This window comes from Shewanella sp. ISS20, assembly GCF_056522965.1.
In genome coordinates this window covers 1512919-1527729 of the sequence record NZ_JAWRZK010000001.1, presented here as the reverse complement: position 1 = coordinate 1527729, position 14811 = coordinate 1512919, and the positions used below count along the sequence as shown (strand labels likewise).

Annotated in this window: 8 protein-coding genes, 15 tRNA genes and 1 riboswitch; of the genes, 22 read left to right on the top strand and 1 reads right to left on the bottom strand. The window is 44.6% G+C overall.

Features of this window, described 5'->3' with window-relative positions; translation table 11 throughout:
• The first annotated feature begins 66 nt into the window (after positions 1-66).
• The 16 genes from gltX (at position 67) to AC1HDP_RS06840 (ending at position 3502) form a co-directional block, all read left to right on the top strand.
• A complete protein-coding gene (gene gltX, locus AC1HDP_RS06915) occupies positions 67-1476 on the top strand; it encodes a glutamate--tRNA ligase (RefSeq protein ID WP_479638173.1) in 1410 nt (469 codons plus the stop codon).
• A gap of 98 nt (positions 1477-1574) precedes the next feature.
• Positions 1575-1650 (top strand) — tRNA-Ala (locus AC1HDP_RS06910).
• A 62-nt stretch (positions 1651-1712) separates the two neighbouring features.
• Positions 1713-1788, top strand: a tRNA-Glu gene (locus AC1HDP_RS06905).
• A 33-nt stretch (positions 1789-1821) separates the two neighbouring features.
• Positions 1822-1897: transfer RNA gene (locus AC1HDP_RS06900), tRNA-Ala, on the top strand.
• A gap of 61 nt (positions 1898-1958) precedes the next feature.
• A tRNA-Glu gene (locus tag AC1HDP_RS06895) sits at positions 1959-2034 on the top strand.
• A 63-nt stretch (positions 2035-2097) separates the two neighbouring features.
• Positions 2098-2173 (top strand) — tRNA-Glu (locus AC1HDP_RS06890).
• Positions 2174-2237: 64 nt separating this feature from the next.
• Positions 2238-2313: transfer RNA gene (locus AC1HDP_RS06885), tRNA-Glu, on the top strand.
• Between the two features lie 63 nt (positions 2314-2376).
• Positions 2377-2452 (top strand) — tRNA-Glu (locus AC1HDP_RS06880).
• A gap of 63 nt (positions 2453-2515) precedes the next feature.
• A tRNA-Glu gene (locus AC1HDP_RS06875) sits at positions 2516-2591 on the top strand.
• A gap of 33 nt (positions 2592-2624) precedes the next feature.
• Positions 2625-2700: transfer RNA gene (locus tag AC1HDP_RS06870), tRNA-Ala, on the top strand.
• A gap of 61 nt (positions 2701-2761) precedes the next feature.
• Positions 2762-2837 (top strand) — tRNA-Glu (locus AC1HDP_RS06865).
• A gap of 64 nt (positions 2838-2901) precedes the next feature.
• A tRNA-Glu gene (locus tag AC1HDP_RS06860) sits at positions 2902-2977 on the top strand.
• Positions 2978-3041: 64 nt separating this feature from the next.
• Positions 3042-3117 (top strand) — tRNA-Glu (locus tag AC1HDP_RS06855).
• Positions 3118-3180: 63 nt separating this feature from the next.
• Positions 3181-3256: transfer RNA gene (locus AC1HDP_RS06850), tRNA-Glu, on the top strand.
• Between the two features lie 33 nt (positions 3257-3289).
• Positions 3290-3365 (top strand) — tRNA-Ala (locus AC1HDP_RS06845).
• 61 nt (positions 3366-3426) lie between these two features.
• Positions 3427-3502 (top strand) — tRNA-Glu (locus AC1HDP_RS06840).
• 109 nt (positions 3503-3611) lie between these two features.
• On the opposite strand, the gene AC1HDP_RS06835 is transcribed toward AC1HDP_RS06840, so the two are convergent.
• Complete coding sequence (locus tag AC1HDP_RS06835) at positions 3612-5438, bottom strand: ABC transporter ATP-binding protein (protein WP_479638172.1); 1827 nt, start codon at positions 5436-5438, stop codon at positions 3612-3614.
• 198 nt (positions 5439-5636) lie between these two features.
• Here AC1HDP_RS06835 and AC1HDP_RS06830 point away from each other — a divergent pair, with 198 nt between their 5' ends.
• From AC1HDP_RS06830 to AC1HDP_RS06805, 6 genes are all read left to right on the top strand, one after another.
• On the top strand, positions 5637-7265 hold the full coding sequence (locus tag AC1HDP_RS06830) for an Ada metal-binding domain-containing protein (RefSeq protein WP_479638171.1): 1629 nt from the start codon (positions 5637-5639) through the stop codon (positions 7263-7265).
• Positions 7262-7840 carry a methylated-DNA--[protein]-cysteine S-methyltransferase gene (locus AC1HDP_RS06825; RefSeq protein WP_479638170.1) on the top strand — a complete coding sequence of 193 codons (579 nt, stop codon included), beginning with the start codon at positions 7262-7264 and terminating at the stop codon, positions 7838-7840. Before AC1HDP_RS06830 ends, AC1HDP_RS06825 begins: the two co-directional genes overlap by 4 nt.
• An 84-nt stretch (positions 7841-7924) precedes the next feature.
• Entirely contained in the window at positions 7925-9166 is a 1242-nt protein-coding gene (locus AC1HDP_RS06820; RefSeq protein ID WP_479638169.1) for a DEAD/DEAH box helicase, read from the top strand.
• Positions 9167-9223: 57 nt separating this feature from the next.
• Positions 9224-9691 carry a phosphatase domain-containing protein gene (locus AC1HDP_RS06815; RefSeq protein WP_479638168.1) on the top strand — a complete coding sequence of 156 codons (468 nt, stop codon included), beginning with the start codon at positions 9224-9226 and terminating at the stop codon, positions 9689-9691.
• A 421-nt stretch (positions 9692-10112) separates the two neighbouring features.
• On the top strand, positions 10113-11333 hold the full coding sequence (sstT, locus tag AC1HDP_RS06810) for a serine/threonine transporter SstT (protein ID WP_479638167.1): 1221 nt from the start codon (positions 10113-10115) through the stop codon (positions 11331-11333).
• Positions 11334-11977: 644 nt separating this feature from the next.
• Positions 11978-12060: riboswitch (cyclic di-GMP riboswitch) on the top strand.
• A gap of 114 nt (positions 12061-12174) precedes the next feature.
• On the top strand, positions 12175-14691 hold the full coding sequence (locus tag AC1HDP_RS06805; protein ID WP_479639843.1) for a glycosyl hydrolase family 18 protein: 2517 nt from the start codon (positions 12175-12177) through the stop codon (positions 14689-14691).
• Positions 14692-14811 lie beyond the last annotated feature (120 nt).

Sequence of the window (14811 nt, the reverse complement as noted above, 5' to 3'; positions counted from 1 at the left end):
CAGTATCGTTTAGATACAGCTTTTACTCTTTAGCTGTAAATCTTAATCAATGAAGGTCAGTGTCCGATGACAACAAAAACGCGTTTCGCCCCAAGCCCAACGGGATTCTTACATGTAGGTGGTGCCCGTACGGCATTGTATTCTTGGCTCCACGCACACGCCAACCAAGGTGAATTTGTTCTGCGTATTGAAGACACAGATATTGAACGTTCAACCCAAGAAGCGTGTGATGCCATTTTAGAAGGCATGGAATGGTTAGGATTAACTTGGGATGAAGGTCCTTACTATCAGACCAAGCGTTTTGACCGTTATAACGAAATCATCGCGCAAATGTTAGAGCAGGGAACTGCTTATAAGTGTTATTGCTCGAAAGAGCGTCTTGAGCTGATGCGTGAAGAGCAAGCAGCTAAAGGCGAACGTCAGCGTTATGATGGTTGTTGTCGTGACAGCGCGCCACGTACTGATGATTCACCTTTTGTCGTGCGTTTCAAAAACCCATTAACTGGCTCAGTCATATTTGATGACCATGTTCGTGGCACCATTGAAATTGCTAACCAAGAGTTAGATGACTTAATCATTGCGCGTACCGATGGCGTTCCTACTTACAACTTCTGTGTTGTGGTTGACGATTGGGATATGGGTATTACTTGTGTGGTTCGTGGTGAAGACCATATCAACAACACGCCAAAGCAAATCAACATCCTTAAAGCGTTAGGTGCTCCAATCCCTGAATATGCTCACGTGGCTATGATTTTAGGTGATGATGGCGCCAAGTTATCTAAGCGTCATGGCGCAGTTAGCGTGATGCAGTACCGTGATGATGGTTTCCTGCCAGAAGCCTTATTGAACTACTTAGTGCGTTTGGGCTGGTCTCATGGCGATCAAGAAGTATTCTCTATGGCTGAAATGATTGAGTTCTTTAAACTGGACGATATCAACAAAGCCGCTTCTGCCTTTAACACTGAGAAACTGATTTGGTTAAACCAGCACTATATTAAAGCGCTGGATCCTGAGTATGTTGCTAAGCACTTATTGTGGCACATGCATGATCAGCAAATTGATATGAGTGAAGGTCCTGAATTAGCGCAAGTGGTGAGTGCTTTGTCAGAGCGTGCTAAAACGCTGAAAGAATTAGCTCAATCTAGCCGTTACTTCTATGAAGATTTCGCGGAATTTGATGAAACGGCTGCTAAAAAGCATTTACGCGGTGTAGCGCTTGAGCCATTAACCTTAGTTCAAACCAAATTAGCAGCCTTAACTGAGTGGACTCAAGATGCGATTCATCAAGTTATTGAAGATACTGCAACTGAATTAAACGTAGGTATGGGTAAAGTGGGTATGCCACTGCGTGTAGCAGTAACTGGAGCAGGGCAGTCACCTGGTTTAGATTTAACCATGTTACTGATTGGAAAGGCTCGTTGTGCGCAGAGATTATCCAAGGCGGTGGAATTTGTAGCAAACAGAGCTAATTCCTAAAAAACCCGTTGACACTTTTGGGTGTGCTGCATAGAATGCGCTCGCAGTTGAGGGCAAGGCTAGTAAATAGCGGCGCACTCAAAAGTAATGAAAGTTAAGGGGTTATAGCTCAGCTGGGAGAGCGCTTGCATGGCATGCAAGAGGTCCACGGTTCGATCCCGTGTAGCTCCACCATCTTTTCAGGCAACTGAGATGATGAGCTCGCTTTAAGAAAAGTATAAATACTTAAGTCCAGGGTCCCCTTCGTCTAGAGGCCTAGGACACCGCCCTTTCACGGCGGTAACAGGGGTTCGAATCCCCTAGGGGATACCACAATTTCTGAGTTTTTGTTGTAGACAAGAATTTGGGGCTATAGCTCAGCTGGGAGAGCGCTTGCATGGCATGCAAGAGGTCCACGGTTCGATCCCGTGTAGCTCCACCAAATTTTTCAGGCAACTGAAAATGTTAACTCGTTTAAGAGAGTCTAAACACTTAAGTCCAGGGTCCCCTTCGTCTAGAGGCCTAGGACACCGCCCTTTCACGGCGGTAACAGGGGTTCGAATCCCCTAGGGGATACCAAATTTTTGCAGTGTTTAAAAAACCTGTACTCGTATTAAGAAGAGTATAAATACTTAAGTCCGGGTCCCCTTCGTCTAGAGGCCTAGGACACCGCCCTTTCACGGCGGTAACAGGGGTTCGAATCCCCTAGGGGATACCAAATTTTTGCAGTGTTTAAAAAACCTGTACTCGCTTTAAGAAGAGTATAAATACTTAAGTCCAGGGTCCCCTTCGTCTAGAGGCCTAGGACACCGCCCTTTCACGGCGGTAACAGGGGTTCGAATCCCCTAGGGGATACCAAATTTTTGCAGTGTTTAAAAAACCTGTACTCGTATTAAGAAGAGTATAAATACTTAAGTCCGGGTCCCCTTCGTCTAGAGGCCTAGGACACCGCCCTTTCACGGCGGTAACAGGGGTTCGAATCCCCTAGGGGATACCAAATTTTTGCAGTGTTTAAAAAACCTGTACTCGTATTAAGAAGAGTATAAATACTTAAGTCCGGGTCCCCTTCGTCTAGAGGCCTAGGACACCGCCCTTTCACGGCGGTAACAGGGGTTCGAATCCCCTAGGGGATACCACAATTTCTGAGTTTTTGTTGTAGACAAGAATTCGGGGCTATAGCTCAGCTGGGAGAGCGCTTGCATGGCATGCAAGAGGTCCACGGTTCGATCCCGTGTAGCTCCACCAAATTTTTCAGGCAACTGAAAATGTTAACTCGTTTAAGAGAGTCTAAACACTTAAGTCCAGGGTCCCCTTCGTCTAGAGGCCTAGGACACCGCCCTTTCACGGCGGTAACAGGGGTTCGAATCCCCTAGGGGATACCAAATTTTTGCAGTGTTTAAAAAACCTGTACTCGATTTAAGAAGAGTATAAATACTTAAGTCCAGGGTCCCCTTCGTCTAGAGGCCTAGGACACCGCCCTTTCACGGCGGTAACAGGGGTTCGAATCCCCTAGGGGATACCAAATTTTTGCAGTGTTTAAAAAACCTGTACTCGATTTAAGAAGAGTATAAATACTTAAGTCCAGGGTCCCCTTCGTCTAGAGGCCTAGGACACCGCCCTTTCACGGCGGTAACAGGGGTTCGAATCCCCTAGGGGATACCAAATTTTTGCAGTGTTTAAAAAACCTGTACTCGTATTAAGAAGAGTATAAATACTTAAGTCCGGGTCCCCTTCGTCTAGAGGCCTAGGACACCGCCCTTTCACGGCGGTAACAGGGGTTCGAATCCCCTAGGGGATACCACAATTTCTGAGTTTTTGTTGTAGACAAGAATTCGGGGCTATAGCTCAGCTGGGAGAGCGCTTGCATGGCATGCAAGAGGTCCACGGTTCGATCCCGTGTAGCTCCACCAAATTTTTCAGGTAACTGAAAATGTTAACTCGTTTAAGAGAGTCTAAACACTTAAGTCCAGGGTCCCCTTCGTCTAGAGGCCTAGGACACCGCCCTTTCACGGCGGTAACAGGGGTTCGAATCCCCTAGGGGATACCACATTTAAACCATCTTACGGTGGTTTTTTTGTATCTGCCATTTGATGATGTTAATCATGGCTGTCACTTGCCGGCACTGATCGTAAAGTCATTTCTTGTAAGCACTGGCATTAATCAGTTCCTAAAAACCCACCGGTTTGATGCGCCCATAATTGAGCATAAATACCATTGGCTGCGAGTAATTGCTGATGATTGCCTTGCTCTACAATGGCGCCATTATCTATCACTATCAATCTATCCATAGCGGCTATGGTTGATAATCGATGCGCAATAGCAATAACCGTTTTGCCTTGCACCAATTGGGTCAAACTGTGTTGAATGGCGGCTTCCGCTTCTGAGTCCAGCGCTGAGGTGGCTTCATCCATCACTAAAATTGGCGCATTTTTAAGTAACGCCCGCGCGATAGCAATTCGCTGTCTTTGGCCGCCAGAGAGTTTGACGCCGCGCTCTCCGACCATAGCCTCTAATCCTTGGTTGCCTTGTGGATCCGATAACCCATCAATAAATTCATCCACTTGAGCCATAGTCATAGCGTTTTGTAGTTCTTCGGCGGTGGCATTAGGCTTGCTATATAAGATATTGTCGCGAACGCTGCGATGTAATAGGGACGTATCTTGAGTGATCATGCCAATATGAGAGCGCAGAGAATCTTGTTGTACCAGAGCAATATCTTGGCCATCAATGCTAATGCGTCCTTGATTGAGGTCGTAAAAACGTAGCAATAAATTCACTAGGGTCGATTTCCCAGCGCCGCTACGACCGACTATGCCAACTTTTTCCCCAGGTTTTATATTTAGGCTCAGATTATTAAATAGCGAATTGGCATGATAGCTGAAGTAAATCGACTCAAAAGTGATTGCCCCCTGACTAACCGTTAGTGCTTTAGCATTTGGACTGTCACAAATTGCTGTTTCTTGGCTTAAGGTGGCCATGCCATCGGCGACTGTGCCCATATTTTCAAACAGACTGCTGAGTTCCCACATGATCCACATCGACATACCGTTGAGCCGCAGTGCCAAACTAATCGCCACGGCAATAGCGCCAATGGTGATGGCGTTATCAATCCACAGGCTAATGGCCAAGGCGGCGACAGCAAATGCCAGCAAGTAGTTACTGATATGCACTAGCACATTCAGCCCAGTCACTAAACGCATTTGCTGATAGACAGTGGTTAAAAACTCCCGCATACCTTGCTTGGCATAGGCATCTTCTTGCTCGCTATGGGCAAATAACTTAATGATGGAAATATTGGTGTAACTATCAACGATGCGACCTGTCATTAACGAACGCGCTTCCGCTTGATGTTCAGACACTTGTTTTAATTTGGGAATATAAAACCATTGAATAAGGCTATAAACGCCAAGCCATACCAGCATAGGGATCACCATGCGCCAATCGCTGCTGGCTATCATGGCTAACATAGATAAAAAGTACACTAAGATGTACACCAGTACATCGAGAAGCTTCATCACGGTTTCGCGCACGGCAAGGGAAGTTTGCATCACTTTAGTGGCGACGCGGCCAGCAAAGTCTTGCTGATAAAAAGCTAACGATTGTCTGAGTAAATACTTATGAGCCAAAAACCGAATGGCCATAGGGTAATTGCCAAGTAAAGTTTGATGCACAACTAGCGAATGCAGTAGCGTCACTAGTGGCAATAGCACTAAGAGTATTAGGCTCATTATCAATAACTTACCACTTTCTTGGCTGAGTAAGGTATCTGGGTTCCTTGTCGATAGCCAATCCACTAATTGCCCCATAAAGCCAAACAGACTGACTTCGAGCATGGCCATGATTGCCGTTAGCACTGACATCAATATGAGTGGTTTTTCAAAGCCGTGGGTATAAAAGCGGCAAAATGCCAGTAGGCTATTGGGTGGCGTTTCTATAGCTTGTTCGGGCAGGGGATCGGTCCAATGTTCGAAGAGTTTGAACATAGCTTTCCTTAGCTTAATCACCGACATCAGTGCCGATGAATCGTGGTAATTGATAGCATCATAGCTATGGCTTTAAGATAACCGTAAATGGATACTAATCCATAGCATTAACTTAACAGTATCAGTTCCGTTTTTTGCTAGTTTGGTGCATGGAACGGGTTACGCTATAAGATAATTAAGGTTGAATACGGTGAGGTTATGAGCAATGCCAATGTGAGTCAGCTATTAACACTGAGTGACACTCTCTGTCAGCGTGCGCGTTTAAGCCGTGATAGACGCTTTGATGGTAAATTCTATGTGGCCGTGGTTACTACAGGTATTTATTGCCGGCCGATATGCCCAGCTAAAGCAGCTAATGAAGCCAATGTGCGTTACTTTTTACACGCAGCTAATGCCGCGGCAGCAGGCTTTAGGCCGTGCCTGCGATGTTGCCCGGACGCCGCGCCCGCATCCCTGCAATGGCTAGGATCTGCCAAACATTTACATCAAGCATCACAGTTATGTTTACAAGTTTCCCCAGTGACAGGTGAGTTTTATAGAATGGAAGAAATTGCTGAGCAACTAGGGGTCACTAGTCGCTATATACGGCAATTAAGTCAGCAATATTTAGGGATGGGATTAACACAATTTCGATTGCATCAGCAGTTATTAATGGCTAAGCAATTGTTGCACCGCAGTGACTTAACTTTCGAGCAAGTGGCTGTCTATAGTGGCTTTAATTCGATGCGCAGTTTTAATGACGCCTGCAAAACTAAACTCGGTAACACCCCAAGTGATATTCGCCGCGCGTTAAATAAGCATATCTCTAACCCGAATAACTGTAGCAATTTAGTGCAATTTCATGTGGGTTATCGCCCGCCTTATGACTGGCAGCATGCCATTAGTTTTTTAGCCAAACGCTGCATTAGTGGCATGGCAAGGAGTGATGGCGTTAATCGCTATACCACCACTATCGATAGCAACCATATCAAAGGGTTAGTAGAGATCACTCATCAGGGCGAACAGTGCCGCTTCGCACTAAAATTTTGGCCGCATCCAGACTGTGACCACTTACCCCTACTGGCTTTGCATCAATGGGCGCGTCATTTTTTAGATGCGGATGCTGATAGCCATGTTATTGATGAGCACCTGCGGCAACTATTAGGTCATAGCGCAAAACCTGGGCTGCGCTTAGTGCAGACAGTCACACCCTTTGAAGCGCTATGCCGCGCCGTATTAGGGCAACAAGTGACGCTTAGTTTTGGGGTGAAGCTTATTAATTTACTAGTGGCAAAATTCGCTGAACCTTGGCAGGTCAATGGTGAAAGTTATTGTTTCTTTCCTACGCCAACGACCATAGCTGCCAGTGATTTATCATTTTTGCCAATCCCTAAGGCTCGCCAGCAAAGTTTGCGGGCTTTAGCTCAGTTATGGGTTGATCGTCCCGCGGCGCAAGCCGCTGATTGGCTGCGGGTTAAAGGCATAGGCCCGTGGACTTGTGATTATGGTGCTATGCGTGGATTAGGGGATACCGACAGATTTTTAGTAGGGGACGCCGTTATTAAAAAGTATGTAGCTGCATTAATTAATCGTGGCGAGGTGAGTGTTAATGGTGACAGCTTACATATTGGCAGCTTCAATATTGTTCATGCATTAGTAGAGGCTGATAGCGCTCTGTTAGCGGCCAATAATGGCGCTGCAATGGCTATGCATCACATAGATTTGCATAAAGTTAACGCAAGTCTTACTCCTGCTGAGCTTAGCGCTTTATGGCAACAGCAAATTCGTCCATGGGGCAGTTATTTGACTCACCAAATTTGGGCATTAGCAGTGGGGGATGTGGCATGAAAAATAGGAAAAACCTAACAAATAACGCTGAAGCTAACTTAAACAGCAATGAGTTAGTGCTAAGAGTGCGTCAAATAACCACGCCATTGGGGCTATGGTGGGCAGAAGCGAGCAAGCATGGTATTCGCCGCTTAACCCCTGAAGTGATTGAGCATTCTAACGTCAACAGCGCGGCTAACAACGGCAATGTTAATCTTCAAGATGACTTAAGCGCGATAGCCGCGCATCTTGATTTACTAACCTTAGAGCTTAACCACTATTTTGCCGGCAAATTACAGCAATTTACGGTCGCACTTGATATTGCTGGCACTGCGTTTCAGCGCCAAGTGTGGCAAGGGTTGCAGCAAATTCCTTATGGCAGTTATTGCAGTTATGCCGATTTAGCCATGAATGTCGGTCGTCCCAAAGCATTTCGCGCGGTCGGTACCGCCAATGGCGCCAATCAAATTGCCATAGTGATCCCTTGTCATCGGGTAATTGGCAGTAATGGTACGCTCACAGGCTATGCCCATGGTCTTGATGTCAAAGAGTATTTATTAAGACTTGAAGGCGCTATGCCAAACACGTTTGGCTGAATTTAGTGCTAGCCATGCGCATGACTGGCCGCTATCGCCCATCCAAGGTATGATAGCGGGTCTTTTATTGTTGTGGATTTTCCCTTGAGCGGTTTTACATCATTAGGCATAGCGCCTGAGTTTGCTAAGCATTTAGCCCCAGAATTTATTGAACCTACTCCCATCCAAACCAGCGTTATTCCACAAATTTTGTCTGGCCAAGATGTGATTGCCCAAGCGGCGACGGGTAGCGGTAAAACCGCAGCGTTTGTGCTGCCATTATTGCAACAATTACAACAGCATAGCGCAGGCGTAAAAGGCAATCATATCCGCGCCTTGATTTTAGCGCCAACCCGCGAGCTCGCGCGCCAATTAAGTACTCAATGTATTCAGTTTGCTAATAAGCAGCAATCAGCCATGCGCGTGCGTTTGGCCCATGGTGGCGTATCGATAAACCCGCAGATGATAAGTTTACGCAATGGCGCCGATATTTTAGTGGCTACGCCTGGTCGCTTATTGGAATTAATCGAATGCAACGCGGTAAAACTCGGCCAAGTTAAGCATTTAGTGTTAGATGAGGCCGACCGTTTATTAAATTTAGGCTTTAGTGATGAGCTTAATCAGTTGTTAGCAAGCTTACCTAAACAGCGTCAAACGCAGCTGTTTTCGGCGACGTTTGATGATGACATTAAGCACCTGGCAGATGCTTGGTTAAACCAGCCTAAGCATATCCAGATTGAATCTGTGTTATCTCAGCCCAAGATTGAGCAGCGGGTGTATGAAGTTAACCGTGAGCAAAAGTCAGCGTTACTGACGCATTTACTCAAGAGCTTAGAATTATCGTCAGTACTAGTGTTTGTGAATGCCAAATTAAGTTGTGACCGCCTTGCGCAAAAGCTGCAAAAAGCTGGCATCGACAGCTTAGTGTTCCATGGCGATAAATCACAAGGCAAACGCCATCAAGCGTTAGATGATTTTATGGCGGGTAAAATCCCAGTGCTGATTGCCACCGATATTGCGGCGCGCGGCTTGGATATTCAGCATTTACCGGCCGTGATTAACTTTGAATTGCCCCGAAGCCCAGCCGATTATATCCACCGTATTGGTCGTACTGGCCGAGCAGGGGAGGCGGGGCTTGCCATTAGCTTGATTTGTCATGATGAATATCAGCATTTTGGTGTGATAGAAAAGAAGCATAAGTTGGCCGTTGAGCGTTTACAGTTAAAAGGGTTTACCCCTAAGAGTCTTGAACTGTATAACCAGCAAGCAGCAGAGCTTTCTACTGAAAAAGTGGCTCCAAGCTCGCAAAAGCGCAAAAAGAAACCAAAAATGCGCTCTGGATCCTAACCGATTTTTCAAAGCGCTGGCATAGTAGCGTTTTTCCTTCACTGAACAGAGTGGTTTATGCAGCATATGTTTTGGTTAGTGGAAGGTCAGATTGCCGGACGCAGTGGCCCAACCCTTAACCCATGGAATATCGGTGAACTGAAAGACGCCGGAATTGGTGCAATTATTTCAGTTATTGATAGTGATGCCGCTGACGCTGAGCGTATTCGCGCCGCAGGGATTCGCTATGAGTGCATTGCGTTACCGAATGCTATTACCCCGAGTGCGCAAGATTTAGAAGATGCTGTGGCACACCTGCCAGCAGTTATCGCCTTTATCAAGCAAGCTTGCGACGATGGTCTAGTGGTATTAATCCACTGCGGCTCAGGTCAAGACAGTACTTGCTTAGTGATGGCGCAATACTTGATTGAGCATGGCGCAGCGCCTGTTCACGCCATTAGCCAAGTTCGCAATGTCAATGCCAATGCATTTAGCCGTGATGGTTGGGATCAATTTGCCTTTGATGTGGTTTATCAATTGCAGTAAATCTCAATGATGTAAAACGCAGTGATGTAAATCGAAACTAGGTTTACTGTGAGTTTTCCTTAAAGGGCACCTTAATCGGGTGCCCTTTATATTTTTAATCAGCAATCTTCATGGCTATTTGTGTAACACTTCGGCGTTAGTCGGTCTTGAGACTCTTGCTTGTTGAATGTAGTTAAGAATTTTTAGCAGCCAATAATTTTATGTTGTGTATGGTTTTAGCGCGACTTATGTCACCAAAATAGGATGCTAGCGGCTAATTTTCAGCAATATGGTGAGTTAATTGGGATCTAGGCTAGACAAGGGCTAAGACATTAGTTACAAAACTAGACTCGCCATAAACTTAGTGCCGCAGTTTTACTGCTAATGTCAGTTTATCATCGTGACAACAATAACATAATGATAACAAAGTTGGAATTAAGTCATGAATAAGAATGATTCATTTTTTTACCGCATTGCCAATGGCAATTTGGTATTGCAAATTTTAGTGGGGATAATCGCTGGCGTTGCGCTAGCCACATGGTCACCAGAAGGCGCGACACACGCCTCTATTTTTGGTGATTTGTTTGTTGGCGCGTTAAAAGCCATAGCTCCGTTGTTGGTGTTTATTTTGGTGGCGGCATCCATTGCTAACCACAAACAAAATAGTAAAACCGCCATGCGCCCGATTGTGATCTTGTACCTGTTTGGTACCTTTGCCGCCGCCTTAACTGCCGTGGCTGTGAGCTTTTTATTCCCAACAGATTTAGTTCTGATTAACGCGGCAACCGGCACTACGCCGCCACAAGGCATAGGTGAGGTGCTGCACACCTTGCTGTTCAAGTTGGTCGATAACCCAGTCAATGCACTGTTAACTGGTAACTATATTGGTATTCTTACTTGGGGTGTGGGTCTAGGTTTTGCCTTAGCGCAAGCGTCACAGTCGACTAAGCAAGTGTTTGCCGATATGAGCCACAGTATTTCGCAGATGGTGCGTTTTATTATCCGTTTAGCACCCCTTGGTATTTTTGGTTTAGTGTCTGCCACCTTCGCGCAAACAGGTTTTTCTGCGTTAGCAGGTTATGTTCATTTGTTGGCTGTGTTACTCGGCGTGATGGTGATTATTGCATTAGTAGTTAACCCATTAATCGTATTTGCCAAAATTCGCCGTAACCCTTATCCATTGGTGTTTCAGTGCTTGCGTGAAAGTGGTATCACCGCCTTCTTTACCCGCTCAAGTGCTGCCAACATTCCAGTGAACATGGCACTTTGTTCCAAGCTTAAGCTGCATGAAGATACTTACTCAGTCTCTATTCCATTAGGTGCCACCATTAACATGGGCGGCGCGGCGATTACTATTACCGTGCTGACCTTAGCGGCTGTGCATACCTTAGGAATTCAAGTTGATATCTTTACTGCGTTGTTATTAAGTGTGGTCGCGGCAGTATCAGCGTGCGGTGCATCAGGTGTGGCGGGTGGCTCGCTGCTACTTATCCCGTTAGCTTGTAGCTTATTTGGTATTAGTAATGATGTAGCCATGCAAGTGGTTGCTGTGGGCTTTATCATAGGTGTTATTCAAGATGCGGCAGAAACGGCCTTGAATAGCTCAACTGACGTGGTATTTACCGCTGCAGCCTGTGAAGCGCTAGAGCGCCAGCAAGGCTAAGTGATGTGATACAGGTTGGGTTGTCATAACGGCTATTTTTATTAAGGCCTAGTCACTAAGTGACTAGGCCTTTTGTTATTTCTTTTAGGCTAATGAGCCTCCATGACTTATTGGAATCACAGTAAACTAATTATGAGATGTTCTTCACAAGCCGTTACACCAATCTCGCCTAATTACAATAAAAGTTCCTCAATTCTAAAAGAAGTTATTCGCCCTTTACTTATACCGAATTAAGCCCTGATCAGTTTGTCGGACGGATGAACGCTTAAGTTGCTTGAGTCGTTTAAATGCCTTTGTAAGACGATAGGCTTCGATAATGGCGATGAGTTTTACAAGAAAAGGTTCAAAAGTTTCTTGGGTATAACATCTATTTTGTTATGTTTCGTGATTCTTGGTAACGAAGGTTCAATGAAAATACCAGTGCTTTATTATGACGCATTTTCTCTAAATAAATTGTAATAGGTTCATTGGCAGGCAATGTGATAAAAAGCCTAACTATGTTAGTAACATAGGGCTGGGAAATCGAGTGTCATTTATTGTTGAGGTGTAGGTCACAATTTATTGCTTTCCCAAAAAAATCAAGCTCTTCTATTATGGTTACAGTATGTTACTATAGCCACAAATCTTACGTTAATGTTTGATTTTATAGAAAAAGGCAAACCAGTCGAAAGGCTGGGACGCAAAGCTTCCGGTCTAAGGGGAAACCTAAGATAGCGGGGACGCCAAAATCATAGCAATTTAATTTGCTTGCTTACGCACTTTGTTTGCCTTATTTGCATTGTCTAATAAGGAATATTCTTTGAAAACTAAACTATCCACCGCAGCGATTTTTGTTGCTTCTATGCTATCAGCAAATACATTTGCGGCTCTGCCTGGTACGCCAACTTTAGGTTGGGGTGAAACAAAATTTGCAATCATCGATATCGACCAATCAACCAGCGCCTACAACAAACTTGTTACGGTTAAAGATGCTGCTAAAGTTACCGTTAATTGGAACTTATGGAATGGTGAACTCGGTGACACTGCTAAGGTGTACTTAGACGGTGAGGAAGTTTGGAAAGGAACTTCTGTCGCAGCAGGTGAAGCTACATTTGATGTAAAAAAAGGTGGTCGCTATCAAATGCGTGTGGCCTTGTGTAATGATGAAGGTTGCTCATATAGCCCAACTAAAGAAATTATCGTTGCTGATACTGACGGTAGCCATTTAGCGCCTCTTGAAACTAAGATGCTTGAAAATAACCGCCCATACGTTAATAAAACTGACAAGGTTGTTGGGTCGTATTTTGTTGAGTGGGGGGTGTACGGTCGCCAATTCCCAGTTGATAAGATGCCTTCTAAAAACCTAACTCACCTGTTATATGGCTTTACCCCTATATGTGGTGGTGATGGCATTAATGACAGCCTTAAAAGTATTGAAGGTAGCTTTCAAGCCTTGCAAAAAGCATGTGAAGGTCGCGCTAATTTTGAGCTAGCCATTCATGATCCTTGGGCTGCTATTCAAAAGCCACAAGAGGGAGTTATGAACTATGACGACCCTTATAAAGGTAACTTTGGTCAGTTAATGGCGCTTAAGCAAGCGCAACCAGACTTAGTTATCCTGCCCTCTATCGGTGGATGGACATTATCAGATCCATTCTTCCAATTTGATGACAAAACAAAGCGTGATGTTTTCGTTAATTCTGCTAAAGAGTTTTTGAAAACTTGGAAATTCTTCGATGGTTTAGATATCGACTGGGAATTTCCCGGTGGTGGTGGTGAAAATATACATTTAGGTAAGCCTGAAGATGGTTCAACCTATGTTATTCTGATGAAAGAATTACGTGCAATGCTTGATCAGTTATCTAAGGAAACTGGTCGTAAGTATCAACTGACTTCTGCTATTAACGTGGGTTACGATAAGCTTGCAGTGGTTGATTATGGCGAAGCTCAACAGTACATGGATTACATCTTTATGATGGGCTATGACTTTAACGGTGCTTGGCAAAATACTAATTTAGGACATCAAACCGCTTTATATGATGGTCACTGGGAAACCACGAAATACACTGCTGATAAAGGCACTCAAATATTACTTAACCAAGGCGTTGACTCTGAAAAGTTAGTGTTAGGTGTTGCCAAATATGGTCGTGGCTGGACTGGAGTACATGATTATAAAGATGGCAACCCTTTTACTGGTACTGCAACAGGTAAGATCAAGGGGACTTGGGAAGATGGTGTATTAGATTATCGTGATATCGTTAATAACCATATGGATTCAGAGTGGGAAAAAGGTTATGACGAAGTAGCAGAAGCACCTTACCTATTTAAAAAATCAACTGGTGACTTGATTACTTATGATAATCCTCAGTCAGTTATTGCTAAAGGTCAATATGTTCTTAAGCACGACTTAGGCGGAATTTTCTCATGGGAAATTGACGGCGACAACGGCGACTTACTTAATGCTATGCATGAAGGCTTAGGCCACGGTGAAGGTATCGAGCCACCGGCAAACAAAGCGCCTATTGCTAATGCCGGTCAAGATCTAACGGTTAAGGGCGAGGTCACTGTTGAAATTGATGGTTCAAAATCTCGTGATCCAGAAGGTGACGAGTTAACCTATCAATGGAAGCAAATTAACGGCATAACTCTTGATGTTAATAACTCTGATGCGGCAGTATTAATAGTTGAAGTTCCAGAGGTTGAATTTGATACAGTTTACACCTTTAGCCTTACTGTTAAGGACATTGAAGGTTTAACTGCTGTTGATACCATGACTATCACGAACAAGGCGCCAGCCGTTAACCAAGCACCACAGGTTACTATGGTTGAAACCGTTAGCGTTGAAAGTGGTAAGACGGTTACTTTACAAGCTAAAGCTATCGATCCTGATGGTGACAAGTTAACTTATAATTGGACAGTCCCTACTAGTTTTAAAGTGATAGGTCAAGGCACTGACTCCCTAACTATGACTGCGCCAGTTATTGAAAATGAAGAATTATTTTCAGTATCAGTTAAAGTTTCTGATGAAGCTCTAAGCGCAGAAGCTGCGACAGCGGTGACTGTGACGGTGGCTGATCCTGATGCTGGTGCTTACCCGCAATGGAACGCATCAACTGTTTATCATGGTGGCGAAACAGTAAGCCATAACGATTTGCTGTGGAAAGCTAAGTATTGGACTCAAGGTAACGCGCCTTCTCGCACTACTGAACAGTGGTTATTAGTAAGTAATGTTCAGTTTGATTGGGACGCAGGCGTAGCTTATAACGGCAACGATATTACCACTCATAAAGGCCGAAAGTATCAGGCTAAGTGGTGGACTAAAGGCGAAGAGCCTAGCAAAGCTAGCGTATGGATTGATTTAGGTACTTCTTCTAAATAGTCTAGATTTTTTTTTCCGAAAAAGGCTTGATGAAATTCATCAAGCCTTTTTTACAAACAATTAATTGGTTTAGTCGATTAGGTGCTTTGAGAATTTTTCTTAAAATATCTTACTAAATAA

Coding starts and splice junctions, on each gene's coding strand:
- sstT (WP_479638167.1), top strand. CDS start 10,113: ATGAATAAGAATGATTCATTTTTTTACCGCATTGCCAATGGCAATTTG.
- gltX (WP_479638173.1), top strand. CDS start 67: ATGACAACAAAAACGCGTTTCGCCCCAAGCCCAACGGGATTCTTACAT.
- AC1HDP_RS06805 (WP_479639843.1), top strand. CDS start 12,175: ATGCTATCAGCAAATACATTTGCGGCTCTGCCTGGTACGCCAACTTTA.
- AC1HDP_RS06825 (WP_479638170.1), top strand. CDS start 7,262: ATGAAAAATAGGAAAAACCTAACAAATAACGCTGAAGCTAACTTAAAC.
- AC1HDP_RS06835 (WP_479638172.1), bottom strand. CDS start 5,438: ATGTTCAAACTCTTCGAACATTGGACCGATCCCCTGCCCGAACAAGCT.
- AC1HDP_RS06830 (WP_479638171.1), top strand. CDS start 5,637: ATGAGCAATGCCAATGTGAGTCAGCTATTAACACTGAGTGACACTCTC.
- AC1HDP_RS06815 (WP_479638168.1), top strand. CDS start 9,224: ATGCAGCATATGTTTTGGTTAGTGGAAGGTCAGATTGCCGGACGCAGT.